General features: G+C 61.7%; 5 protein-coding genes and 6 pseudogenes. 7 read left to right on the top strand and 4 right to left on the bottom strand.

The genetic code is table 11. The features are described 5' to 3' along the window. Positions 1-448 (top strand): annotated as a pseudogene (locus BN1233_RS31190) (sensor histidine kinase); the annotation flags it as partial. A gap of 638 nt (positions 449-1,086) precedes the next feature. On the opposite strand, the gene BN1233_RS31185 reads toward BN1233_RS31190, so the two are convergent. After that, positions 1,087-1,317 (bottom strand): DUF6894 family protein, encoded by a 231-nt coding sequence (locus tag BN1233_RS31185; protein WP_046867574.1) that lies wholly within the window; start codon positions 1,315-1,317, stop codon positions 1,087-1,089. 1,743 nt (positions 1,318-3,060) lie between these two features. Further along, positions 3,061-3,432: a NepR family anti-sigma factor gene (locus tag BN1233_RS47480; protein WP_147707649.1), complete on the bottom strand. Its 372-nt coding sequence runs from the start codon at positions 3,430-3,432 to the stop codon at positions 3,061-3,063. 319 nt (positions 3,433-3,751) lie between these two features. On the opposite strand from BN1233_RS47480, the pseudogene BN1233_RS31170 reads away from it, so the two are divergent. The 4 pseudogenes from BN1233_RS31170 to BN1233_RS45085 form a co-directional block, all read left to right on the top strand. Beyond that, positions 3,752-4,885, top strand: a pseudogene (locus BN1233_RS31170) (ISAs1 family transposase). A 240-nt stretch (positions 4,886-5,125) separates the two neighbouring features. Next, positions 5,126-6,476: pseudogene (locus BN1233_RS51290) on the top strand (IS701 family transposase). 14 nt (positions 6,477-6,490) lie between these two features. Beyond that, positions 6,491-7,281 (top strand): annotated as a pseudogene (locus tag BN1233_RS51285) (transposase); the annotation flags it as partial. 250 nt (positions 7,282-7,531) lie between these two features. Next, positions 7,532-7,813 (top strand): annotated as a pseudogene (locus BN1233_RS45085) (integrase core domain-containing protein); the annotation flags it as partial. Between the two features lie 31 nt (positions 7,814-7,844). Here BN1233_RS45085 and BN1233_RS45080 read toward each other — a convergent pair. Then, positions 7,845-8,603 (bottom strand): LuxR C-terminal-related transcriptional regulator, encoded by a 759-nt coding sequence (locus tag BN1233_RS45080; RefSeq protein WP_074078399.1) that lies wholly within the window; start codon positions 8,601-8,603, stop codon positions 7,845-7,847. A gap of 715 nt (positions 8,604-9,318) precedes the next feature. After that, positions 9,319-9,934, bottom strand: a pseudogene (locus tag BN1233_RS31140) (transposase family protein); the annotation flags it as partial. Between the two features lie 196 nt (positions 9,935-10,130). Here BN1233_RS31140 and BN1233_RS31135 point away from each other — a divergent pair. Both BN1233_RS31135 and BN1233_RS31130 read left to right on the top strand, forming a co-directional pair. Continuing rightward, positions 10,131-10,496: a hypothetical protein gene (locus BN1233_RS31135; protein ID WP_147707648.1), complete on the top strand. Its 366-nt coding sequence runs from the start codon at positions 10,131-10,133 to the stop codon at positions 10,494-10,496. Positions 10,497-10,618: 122 nt separating this feature from the next. After that, positions 10,619-12,796: an ATP-binding protein gene (locus BN1233_RS31130; RefSeq protein ID WP_082145756.1), complete on the top strand. Its 2,178-nt coding sequence runs from the start codon at positions 10,619-10,621 to the stop codon at positions 12,794-12,796. Positions 12,797-12,824: the final 28 nt, after the last annotated feature.

Genomic DNA, 12,824 nt, shown 5'->3' with positions numbered 1-12,824 from the left:
TCTCATCCTTCCGGGGCTGATCGGGGCCGGGAAGGAGCAGGATCAGGGCACGACCATGGACCGGCTGGTGCAGACGGTGCTCTCACCCTACATGGATCGCGAGCGCATCATCCTCAACGGCCCTGCTGTGTCCGTCAATGAGAGTGCCGTGACGAGCCTTGCCTTGATCCTGCACGAGACTGCCACGAACGCTGCGAAATACGGGGCGCTGTCGGCTCCCGAGGGCTGCATCCACGTCGATTGGACAAAGAGGGATGCCGATCTCTACCTCAAGTGGCAGGAGAGCGGCGGGCCAAGCATTGCTGATCCACCGAGTGCCCATGGATTTGGGACCACTCTCGTGGAGCGGAGCGTCACGGGCCAGCTTCAGGGAAGTGTCGAGTATGACTGGCGGCCCGAAGGTCTCACCGTGCACGTCGTGGTGCCGTTGGAACGTCTTAGTTCGTGACCAATCGTCAGCGCAGCGCCACGTGGTCGTTCGGGCCGAAACCGTCTGAATGTAACCGGCGAGCTTGCAGCAATTGAGCGCGCTCTGATGGAACATGGCGTTTGGAGCCGCCTGCCGACGACTTTGAGAAACGGCTGGTCATGGCTCGGATCGTGGAGCGGATTCCCAAGCTATAAAAGTCACCCGAAGGCGGCTCTCCCGGCTCGCGTCAGAATCGCAGTCAGCGTGCCTCGTCCCGCTCAGTATCTACGCTGAACCTCCTTTGGATGGCTCCGATGCTCATGCTGCAACGTTGCGACGCCACGGAGCCGATCACAATCGGACGGCGGCATCTGCAAAAATTCTATCCTCCTCTCTACTTCAGACGTGAGAAAGGACACCGGCAGCGGGTATAGACTTGTGCTTTCTTTAGCCCTCGTAGCTGTCCATGTAACGTTTGACAACGGCTCAGTGTGCGCTACGTGCGATGAGCCCCATGCACGGGGAGGTACCGTATTGGTATCGGGATAGGTTCAATGTTGCCCCACGATCAGACGACCTCCTGTAGAGATATCGAGCGGATTCGCGAGCACGTCCGCAAGATGCTTCAGACCCTTAGTGAGCACCAGCAATCTAAGCGGCAAACAGAAGCATCGCGCTCAGTGAAGAGGGTCATCAAGGCTGATTGAGAAGACGATAGTTCCGGCAGCGTCAGCCACGTCCAGTCGCCAGCCTTTCCAGTTTGCGGCTGTCGAAGGGCTCTTGCTTCGTACCTCCTCGATAGCTCTCATGGCCTCCCTGCGCGCCGTCGCGAGGTCGGCGACTTCAAGCCCTTTTTCGCCGCGAATGATCTCGTGCCGATCCACCAAGTGAAAGTAGTAGCGCGCCACAAATGACCTCCCGAGCTTAGTCCGATACGACTCGCACGAGCAAAGGGGGAGCTAAGTCTGCTGTTCTAAAGCTTTGGCGCAGGGTTGGTATCTTTGGAGCAAATATTCAGCCGCCTGCACGGCAAACTTTGTGAACACGGATGTGTTTATGCCCGACCTCTTCAGAGGCCGCACAGAAGAAGTCTCGATAAGGAGCTATTCAACAACGAGAGGATGGTATTCTCTCGACCGTCAGACGCTCCCGCAACTGCGCAATTCGTGTGCATCGAGAGGTTTAGTCGGAACCGCCTCCCATTTTGGCGTAAGTAGCAGCGAGAAGATTACGTCCGAAGATGGAGCCTATCGCGTCCACCGCGTCTCCAATAGTTTACACCGCCAATTTCGCTGGTATCGTGGACGCCATGAGGGGGCAGACGGCAAATGCTATCGTGATCGATGGGGAGACAGTCTGCCTCCGAGCAGACGCCATCCCGATTTCCATGCCCCGCAATACTGCCTGCCGGATGTCACCAGCAAACTTGGGGTAAACGGCGCTTCCAACGCTGGCCCGCAGGAAGAAGGGACACGGCTCTTCCGTTACGTTCAGCCCGCCTGAAGACTGCAAGGAGGGCCTTCCTCTTCCGCTTCCGTGATGTCGCAACCAGCTTGACGGGCTGCGGTGATGCGGCGACCGGTGCCTGCAACTGATCGGCACCATTCATCGGCTCTGTGACCGCGCTCCATGTGGCTGTGCTGACGGCGGGTGTCGTGTCCTTGCGAGTGGTCGCGGCTGACGAACGCTTCGCGCCTTTCGTGGTGCGGCTCGCTCGTGCGGCCCTGCGCCGTTCGGCCTGTTCGTCTGCCTCACGCTGCACCCGCTCTGCGATTGGATTTACAGGAGCCGACAAGAGGTCAGGCAGAACACGCCGAGCAGACTTCTCTGCCGACGACCCGGTTGTGCCGAACACTTCCGGCGGTTGCGAAGCAGGAGTTGTTGAACGAACTGAGGCCAGAATTTCGACCTTGTTCGCCTGCGGGGCGCGGGGTCGCACTGAGAGCTTGCCGAAGACTTGATCGGCCAGAGGGGAGCTTTCAGGCAATGAAGCTCTGCTGACGGGCGCGACCTCGGGTGTGCGCCGGTTAGCGCGCTTGATCTCGAACGTGAACGACCGCGCAGCATGGCGTGTCATACGCATGGTGAGAGCAACCTGTCGGAGAGAAACCGCCCGGACGGGCAGGCGATGGCCTGTAGGAAAACCGAGCTGATTCGTCTATCCATATGTCTGTTCGGTTAACACCAGTTCAAAGCCGACCATCAGTTCAGTTGATGGCGTGGCACAGGTCCCAACGCCGCGAGTGCTTGCTCATTGGCCAAGGCGGCTCGCAGAGCGAACCACCGTGCCTCTGAACTCGCAAGGCGCTTCGCCGCCCACTCATAAGCCGTACGCGCAGCCTCTTCCTCTTGGAAGAATGCCTCAATGGGGCCGAACTTCCGCTGCTCAAACGCACGATCAACCACCTCGTCCAACCTCTCGCGGCAGACCGCAAGGGAAAGGGCGGCTTCCGCGAACTTACGTCGGGCGCGGTCGAGGTCGCTTCGAGCCTCAGCGAGGGCTGGTAGGCACACAAGGGAGGTCGGGTCCCCATGATCATTCACCCAATCATAAGAGTGGGAAACGCAACGCGTATCGACATGCGGGTTACGAGAAAGATTACCGACCAGCCGCAAGATTTCGCTGGCCTGAAGTGAGCGGAGCCAAATCGTCACCGCTTGGTGGCGTGCAGGCTCTCGCTTTCCGCCTCTTCGAGCTTCGCGACAAGCTCCCGCAGACGATCCGGCAATGGCTCGCGCTCAGCCTCAGCATAAACCTGTCTGAGGCTGCTTCCGAGTAAATCAAGGGCCTGACGCTGCCCCAAACCATTGGGGCGAGATTGACCGGCTGCACAAGGCAGCGGTTGCAGAGTGACCCGTGACGAATCGCGAATCGACCGCCACCACTGAAAGCAGCCAACAGAAAGTTGCTTCAGGCTGTCAGCAAAGACGAGCGCGGGGCGGCAGAGCGGCCACACAGCCGTTTGAAAAGACACAAACTCGACGATAGCTGAGGAAACGCCATGCTTGCCAGGATGGAACACGTGCCCTCCAGGGCTGAAGCGCGCGTGTACGCCCCTGAGGTCACGCCGCTGTTGCAGTCCCTCCTCACGGCTCTGGCCGACTTCGACTTTGCGTACGAGAGTAACCTTGAGGTGGTGCAGAATAGCGCGATCGACGAGGCTCCGAAGCAGCAAGTCGTGGAGAATCTCCGGCAACAACACTGCGAACGACGCGAGCCTTATTCGGCAAATCACAATCCTGCAACGCTGTGTCCCGCGGCGACGAGCTCAGGTTAATGGCGGTTCGCGATTGACGGCGGGGTGTGGTTGGCTCGGATCTCCGGCGTGATTCGGAACCCCCATGGAAGCCCTCAGCGAGACGCCGCGTCGGCGCAGCCTGCTCGAGCACTTCAGCGCCGTGCCGGATCCGCTCCAGTCCTGGCGGGTTGCCCACCCTTTGCCCGAGGTGCTGCTACTCGTGGTGTGCGCCACGCTCGCCTCCAACGACGACTATGACGACATCGTCGACTGGGGCGAGGCGCATCTTGAGTTCCTGCGCGGCTTCAGCGCCTTCCATTTCGGCATTCCCTGCGCGGACTGGCTGCGCACGCTGATGAACCGCATCGACCCGCAGCTGTTTTCGGTCTGCTTCATGAGCTGGGTCCGGGACTGGTGGCCCAAGACCCCCGAGTTGATCGCCCTTGATGGCAAGACCTCATGGTGCAGCCATGATCGCAAAGCCGGGAGCAAGGCCCTGCATCTCGTCTCGGCCTTTGGCCAAGAAGCCTGCGCGGAGAAGTCAAACGAGACCACCGCCATCCCGGCGCTGCTCGCGCGGCTTTCCGCCTCCGGCAGCCTCACGGGCGCTCTGGTCAGCATCGACGCGATCGCCTGCAACCCAGAGATCGCGCAGGCCATTGTGGACGGTGGAGCGGCCTATCTCCTGGCCGTCAAGTAGAACCAGCCCACCCTCCATGGCGAGATCGCGGCGTTCTTCGACACCGCCCTCCCGGAGGAGATCGAGACGGCGGTGGAGATCGACAAGGATCATGGCCGCATCGAGACCCGCCGCTGCGTGGTTGCGCGCCAGATCGACTGGCTCGAAGGCCCACGCCGCTTCTCGGGTGAGTACCGCTTTCCCAAGCTTGCGGCGGTCGTGATGGTCGAGGCCCGGATCCAGGGGCGCGACCGCTGCACCTTCGAGCAGCGCTTCTACATCACCTCGAGCCCGCTCGCGGCGGCGCGTTGTGCGACCGCCGTACGGTCACATTGGAGAATCGAGAACAGCCTCCATTGGGTCCTGGATGTGAACTTTCACGAGGACCTGTCGCGCCTGCGCAAGGGGCACGGCGCCCAGAACATGGCGATCGTGCGCCACTTCGCTCTCAACCTCGTGCGGCGCGCCAGCGACAAACGAAGCCACAAGCGACGCCGCAAATGCGCCGGATGGGACCCGCGCTACCTCGCGCAACTCCTCAGCCTCCCACCCCATTAACCCGGACTCGTTGCCGTGCACTGTGTCCAGCCGATGGTCGCGTAATTCGAGAAGCCAAGCGCATGGGCCGCAACTCGCCCCTGCCCGGCTCAGAGCAGCGCGATCGCCTGCTTGGTCCTCCGTTGCTCCCTTCGTCCTTAGCTCGACTTTGGCCATTTCTGACGGACTGCATTGGGAGCGTGTGAGGCGGCGAAGTGCGTCGTGCAGTAGGCTGGGGTGTTTCCGCCGAGAGACGCCGCCATGCCATGCCTGCCGGCCCGCTTCGCCGCCATCATTTTAACCTTCGCGCCGCTCTTCCTCCAGCGCAGTTGGCGACATGCCGAGGTGTTGCTCCTCGGCGCGATCCTGGCTCCTGGCAAGCGCACGGTCACCAGCATCTTGCGGATCACCGGCCTCGGTCGGGAGCGCCACTTCGTGAACTACCATCGCGTGCTCAGCCGTGCCCGCTGGAGCGAACGGGATGGCGCCCGCCGGCTGCTGGGTCTGCTGCTCGAGGCCTTTGTGCCCAGCGGTCCGGTGATCCTCGGCATCGACGACACCATCGAGCGCCGGCGCGGCAAGCGCATCACCGCCAAAGGCATCTACCGCGATCCGGTGCGCGCGTCCGAGGCTCACTTCGTCAAGGCCTCAGGTCTGCGCTGGATCAGCCTCATGCTGCTGGCCCCGATCCCGTGGGCCGCCCGGACCTGGGCGCTGCCGTTCCTGACCGCCTTGGCGCCCTCCGAACGGTATTGCCGCGCACCAGAAGCACCACAAGACGCTGATCGACTGGGCGCGCCAGATGGTCCTGCAGGTGCGCCGTTGGCTCCCTGAGCGCGAGTTGGTGCTGGTCGCCGACATGGGCTTTGCCGCCCTGGAGTTGCTCGCCGCGTTGTCGCGCGAGAGCGTGATCGGCATCACCCGGCTGCGCCTGGATGCCGCCCTCTATGAACCGGCACCACCACTTCCTCCTGGAACGAAGGGCCGTCCATGCACCAACGCGCCCCGCCTGCCGAACCTCAGCGCGGTGTTGGTAAAGACGACCACGGACTGGCAAGAGGTCGCGGTGCCGGGCTGGTATGGGGAAGGCGATCGTGTGGTCGAGGTCTGCTCCGCGACGGCTGTGTGGTGGCATAGCGGGAAGCCCGTGGTGCCGATCCGCTGGGTGCTGCTGCGCGATCCGAAGACCCGGTTCTCGCCTCAGGTCCTGCTCTGCACCGATCCCGCACACGATCCCCTGCAGATCATCCGCTGGTTCATCCTGCGCTGGCAGATCGAGGTCACCTTCCAGGAGGCTCGTGCGCATCTCGGTGTCGAGACGCAGCGGCAATGGTCGGATCGCGCGATCGCCCGCACCACGCCGTGCCGGCTCGCGCTGTTCTCGATCGTGACCCTGCTGGCCGCGCGACTCGATGGGCGCACCCGTCGCGCTGTCCTGACGGACAGCTGGTACCGCAAGTCTCATCCGACGTTCGCCGATGCGCTCGCCACGGTTCGGCGCCACATCTGGCTGGAAACGGGTTTGCTCACCTCGCGGCGCTCGCGCGAAATGCAAAAATCACCACCCGCCCTCCAACGCTTCTTGGCACACGCTCTCTGCTACGCAGCCTGAGTGGCCAAAGTCGAGCTAAGAAGGGGACGACAACCTGGATTGGCTACAAGGTTCATCTCACCGAGGCTTGTGACGAGAGCGGTCCGCACCTGATCACGCACGTGGAGACCACGCCGACGCCGGTCGTGGATCGCGATGCCCTCAACACCATTCATGATGGGCTCAAGGCCAAGGGTCTGCTTCCCGGTACTCACCTCGTCGATGCTGGTTATGTCGCGGCCGATCAACTCGTCGCCAGTCGCCGGAACTATGGCGTCACGCTACTCGGGCCGCCTCCTCAGAATTATCAGTGGCAGACTCAATCAGGTGAGGCCTTCACCTTGCAGGACTTCATCTTCGATTGGGATCGGCAAGTCGCGATCTGCCCGGCTGGGCACGAGAGCAGGAGCTGGCGTCCCGATTATTGACAGAGACGGACGGCCTTCAAGGTGCGCTTCTCGACCACCCACTGTCGCCCTGTCCGTTGAAGGCACAGTGTACCCGGAGCGACCGGCGCCTTCTGACGCTGCGCCCTCAGGAGGAGCACGAGACACTGGAAGCCGCGCGCGAGCGTGAGGCACAGCCGACCTTCAAGCAGAACTATCAACAGCGCGCCGGGATCGAGGGAACGATCTCGGCCGGGGTCCGGGCTCTGCATCTGCGGCGCTCGCGCTACATCAGACTGGCAAAGACGCACCTGCAACACGTGCTGACGGCGGCCGCCATGAACCTTATTCGGCTTGGTGCTTGGTTCGCTGGCACACCATTTGCGCGAACGCGTCAATCTGCATTCACCAAGCTCATGATGGCTCCCACCCCAGCGTGATGAATTCGCCAGCAGTATCTAAAGCGGTGCAAGTCCATGAATCGCCTTCTACAACCACCAGCGTCGTCATCAGGCGCTCAGCTATCGAACCCGATGCCAGTGTGGCACGACGGAGTCACCGACCCGCTCGGCGCAATGGCTGTGGACCTGATGCTGCGCTTGAACAACGCGGCCGCGTTGTCCACAGGCCCACAGCAGAAGCAGCAGACACCGGTTAAGAGAGGAACACGGAGCGGGCGAGATTCCCATCAAGCCGTGGCATCCCTGGACGAACGGGCAAGTCGAGCGCCTGAACCGCACCCTCAAGGACGCAACGGTCAGGCGCTACTACTATGACACTCACGACCAATTGCGCGGCCATCTCGGCGACTTCCTGACCGCCTACAATTTTGCCCTTCGGCTCAAGACCCTGCGGGGCCTCACCCCCTACGAATACATCTGCAAAATCTGGACCTCCGAGCCTCAGCGCTTCAGGCTCGACCCGCTCCATCAAATGCCGGGACTAAACATATATGAGATATTCCAAGCCTAGGGCATTACACTGCTAGGTTCCCAAAGATGGCCTAACGATTCGCGGGTAGATTTACGGGCTCTCCGCGCTTTGCTTGCATCCAATGCGCCACCTGACCACGTCTTTGGAGCCGCAACTTGCTGAGAATGTTATGCACATGGCACTTCGCTGTAGCCACCTCGATGTTCAATCGACGGGCAATATCTTTGTTGCTTGAGCCTGCGCCGAGAAGCGGAAGTATTTCAACTTCACGAACAGTCAGTTGAGCGTCTCCGCAATCGCCATAATGTCCTGCCATTGAGGGTAGTCCCGAAATATGCCGGATCAGGCCGCCAGCGATCGCCGGGGCGCAGATCTGCTCGCCGCGGATCACTCCCTTGACGGTATTCAACACCTGAGCAAGGGTCGCGTGGCGCGGGACGTAGCCCGCAGCTCCAAGCTTGGCCCATTCGATAATAGTTTCAGTCTCTTCTTCGATTGCCAAAACAATCAACTGCCGAGAATGGACAGCGCGCGCTATCTTTTTGGCAAGGGCTTGCGCGCCGGGAAAGACCGCATCGAGTAGAACTACGCCCGAGCAATCCGCCGCAAGTGCTTCTTCGGCCGTCGCGCTACCCTTAACACTCGAAAAGTCTGGGTCGGAGCGGAACGCAGCAAGCAGCCCTTCTCGCACGAAGCAGACATCAGAAAGAATGAAAACGGAATACGTGGCGACAGCAGGGCAAGCGGCCTCTCGCGCTCGGCGGGAGCGAATGCACAGATCCCTATCCGAACTCGCACTCGCGTGGCGCCGAAGCGATTGCATCGACATCGTTCGTCCCATTAGAGTACACTATCATAGCTCCTTCACAGCGGCTAAACAATATCCGAGGAGAGAGCCGCAAATTTATGAAATTCTCGCTTGATGCGCCGGACACAGTCACCGCGTTCAAGTCGATGTAGCTGGTGGCTGCGCTCGATACTGTCCATTTCTTAGGTGGACGAGGAATAAGCACCACAGCGAGCACGCCCTACGGCCGCGCGACAGGAAGTCGCAGCTGTGATGCCGGCCTTGCGATTATTCGTTCTCGCTTGCCTAAACCTAGAAGCGACTCCTGAACAATCCGCGGACTTCCTCAAGATGAGCTGCATTGCATATCATGCTGCCCAGCACTTTGCCGCAGAATAAACTACGTGTTCTGGCAAGTACCCGATAAATCCATGGTCCTTTCCGCTAAGAAATCGAAACGCCGATGCTGAGAGCTGTACCTGAAGCTTCAGTTCGGCCCACCATTCAAACCAGAATTTGCACTGGGGATGAGTCCCGCTACCTGTGCGTTGATCGAAAATGACAGTCCGATCTGACATCAAGCTGTGAAATAAATGAAGTCGGTGAAGTGGACCCGTGCGGCGGGACCAGAGGGGCCGTGTGCTTGGTCAGGCGATGATCGATGCGGTTCTGCGCACAGGCGAGTTCGCAGGCGTGGGCCCGGAAGATCTCCCCGCGTTCCATGACCTCCTTGATGAGCGGAGCGGCGGACGCTGTGTTGCTGGGGTGGTGAAGTGGGTGCCGTTGTCGGTGAGCCCCGTGTGCACTTTGTACGGCACAGCCGCGATCAGGGTGCGCAGAAAGTCCGCAGCGATGTGGCGCGTGGCTTTCTCATGCAACCGGGCAAAGGCGAATTGGCTCGTGCGGTCGATGCCAAAGAACCGGTAGAGCTTGCCTTGTTCGGTATGCACCTCGGCGATGTCGACGTGGAAGTATCCAATTGGGTCAGCCTTGAACTTCTCCTTCGCGGGCTCGGCGCCGGTCACCTCCGGCAAGCGGCTGATGCCATGGCGCTGCAGGCAGCGGTGCAGGGACGAGCGGGTCAGCTGCGGAATGGTGGGCTGGAGAGCGTCGAGGCAATCGTCCAGTGGCAGCAGGGTGTACTTGCGGAAGGCCACGATGATCGCCTCTTCCGGGACCGAGAGCACCGTTGAATGCGGGGCTCTCGGTCCCGTCGGGCGATCCGCGGTGCTCTCCCGCTTCTTCCACTTGGCGACGGTTTTCGGGCTGATGCCGGAGTGCTTCGCCAGAGACCTCAGGCTCGCTTGACTATGGTGGATCGCCCGACGCACTGCCTCTGTCGTTATGGCGCTGCCATGGAGAACCTGGCCCATAGCGCATCCTTCCAGTCAGGCGCCAAGAATGCACCACCAAACCCTGAGATCAAACAAGTAGCTATCTGCTCTAAGTCTCGTTCAAATCTCTCTCAACCGTTTCTCCGACCTTTGGTGGATTTTATCGGCACGCGCCTCACCGTAGGGTAAGCCAGCGGGGGCGCGTGTCGCAATGCCGAGCGATTTGGATCCGGTCGTGACCTCCTTACGCGTCGCTTTCGTCACAATGCCGAAATTGTACGCTGACATCATGTGGGCGAGTCTTGCTCGGTGTGCCGCCATCGACGTCATCGGAATTATCGAGGACCGCGAGAGCCTTGAAGCCGACCTTCGACATCTAGCCCCGGATGTAATCTTTCTCGGTCTCGATCGCGAAGAAAGCGATGTGGTCGCGCGTGCGGCATTGTGGATCTGCCCAAAATCCCAGGTCATCGGCCTGACCGCCGACGGGCGGCACGCCACGCTGCATTTCCTCTGGCCGCAATGCGTCTCACTCGAAGAAGCCGACCCGAACCTGATCGCCTCCGCGATTCTAGATCGTTGGCTACATCCAGCGGACTAGGGTGGTCGAGCGAGGTCTCAACCGTTCGCTATACATCCAGATCTCTGCCATTCGAACGATAGTCATGGCCCTTGTCTGCCGGCACCCTGATACCCGTCATTGGCTGACCGCATCACCATCAGATGACCGTCCGAATCCAGTCGAATCGCAAGACGAAAGCGCCGGGCGCGAAAAAAGCATCCGTCCAGGCGTGCCCAGCCAGCATGCCGGACTTTGCTGCTTTGAGGGATAATTTGCTCGCTCTCGTGCAACGGGGCGTTGCCCGGGCAGTGATGCGCTACGGTGAGCCTGACAATGATCCGTTCCGCGGACTACATATTTCGCCTGAGGAGTTTTGTCGCCTGTTGTCGACTTCGGTCGACACGATGCGGCTCGGCATTCAGCGTGGTGTCGATGATGGTCCACCGTCGCTGCGTCTCGACTGGTTGTGTCGCCGCTACAATCTCACCGCATTCGACCGCGACGTGCTGCTGGTCGCGGCCGGTCCAGATATCGATCTGCGCTACGAGCGGATCTACGCCTATCTCAACGACGATGTCGGCCGCCGTCACGCCACCATCGATCTCGTGCTGGAGCTTCTGTGTGAGACCACAGTCGAGAAGCATATCGGCCGCTCTCGGCTCTCGCCCGAGATGCCGCTCCTCGCCAACCAGCTGATCCGCATCACCGATGGGTCTGACGTGGGTTTCGCCGCGGCGGACGCCCGGATCGTGCGCGTCGACGAGCAGGTCCTCGCCTGGCTAACTGGTGTCGGCGGCCTCGACACGCGTCTCGCTAAGATCGCCCGCTGCGCCACGCCGCGGCGGAGCATCGACGCCGATATGCCTCCGGCGATCCGCGCGACGTTCAACGCCACGCTGGCGCAGATCGCCGAAGCGAAGACGTGGAGCCCGCTTCTGCTACTCATGGAAGGTGAGGATCCGGACACGCAAGCGAACGCGGCCGAGGCCTTCGCAGCTGCCGGCGGGCTCCGCGTGCTACGGGTCGCTCTTGACGCCCTGTCGGGTGACGGAGTCGCGGAGCTGTTGGCGCGCGAAGCGTTCTTCAAGGATGCACTTCTCTCTGTGGATGCGCACGGCGCGCCGACCGAAGCAGTCGCGGCGAAACTGCGCACGCTCTCCGCCGCGCTCGAAACGTCACCTTGCGTCGTTGCATTGGCGTGCCGCCAGTCGACCGGTGTGCTCGGAGATTTTCATCATCCGGTCGTACCACTACGCTTCGGCGCGGAGGATATCGATGTACGCTGTGTGCGGTGGCGGGCGGCGCTCGCGGCGCACGACGCATCGGCAGACGCGAAGGCAATCGAGCGTGTGGCGCAAAGGATCGCACTGCCGTCCCGCGGCATTGCAGCGGCGGCAGCGACGGCAGTGTGGGCGGCCCGTGCCGAAATGGCAAATGGCCGCGTCAAGGTCAGCGCGACCGACTTGCAGGACGCGGCGCGCCGGTTCGCGCGGCGCGATCTCTCGGCGCTCGCGCAGACGATCGTGCCGGTCGCGACTTGGGATCAACTCGTTTCCTCGGCCGACGCCGTTGCGCAGCTACGTGAGTTCTGCGCCCGCGTTGACTGTAACAATCGCCTGCTCGACCAGTGGGGACTCGGCCGGCGCATCAGCTACGGCACCGGGATCAGCGCCCTGTTCTTCGGCCCGTCTGGCACCGGCAAGACCATGGCGGCCGAGATCATCGCCGGCGAGCTTGGGCTAGATCTTCTCAAGATCGATCTCTCCGGCGTTGTCAGCAAATACATCGGCGAGACCGAGAAGAACCTGGAGAAGATCTTCGTCGCGGCGCGCGGGACGCCGAGCATCCTGTTCTTCGACGAAGCTGACGCCCTGTTCGGCAAGCGCTCGGAGGTGCGCGACTCACACGACCGCTACGCCAATGTCGAGATCAGCTACCTGCTGCAGCGCATGGAGGCGTTCGAAGGCGTCACCATCCTGGCGACGAACATTCACCAGAACCTCGACGAGGCGTTCGTGCGCCGGCTCACCTTTGCGGTGCATTTCCCGTTCCCGGACGCCGAGCAGCGCCGCGCCATCTGGCGCGGGATCTTTCCGCCCGAAGTGCCGCTCGACGCCGATGTCGACCTCGGAGTGCTGGCGCGGCGTTTCCCGATCTGCGGCGGCGCGATCAAAAACGCCGCGTTGGCGGCAGCGGCGCTCGCGACCAGCGAAAGGACGCGCCTCGGCATGCGGCACCTGCTGCATGCGGTGCGCCGCGAATACCAGAAGATGGGCAAGTCGCTAACACCGGCCGAGCTCCTCGGCACGGTCGAGGCGGCCCGGACCGCGGGGGAGTGAGCATGCGACCCGGCCCCGCACGCACACC

This window comes from Microvirga massiliensis, from assembly GCF_001006805.1.
Lineage (GTDB): Bacteria > Pseudomonadota > Alphaproteobacteria > Rhizobiales > Beijerinckiaceae > Microvirga > Microvirga massiliensis.
Note: the sequence above shows the minus strand (reverse complement) of the source record. Positions and strands in the feature narration are given on the sequence as shown.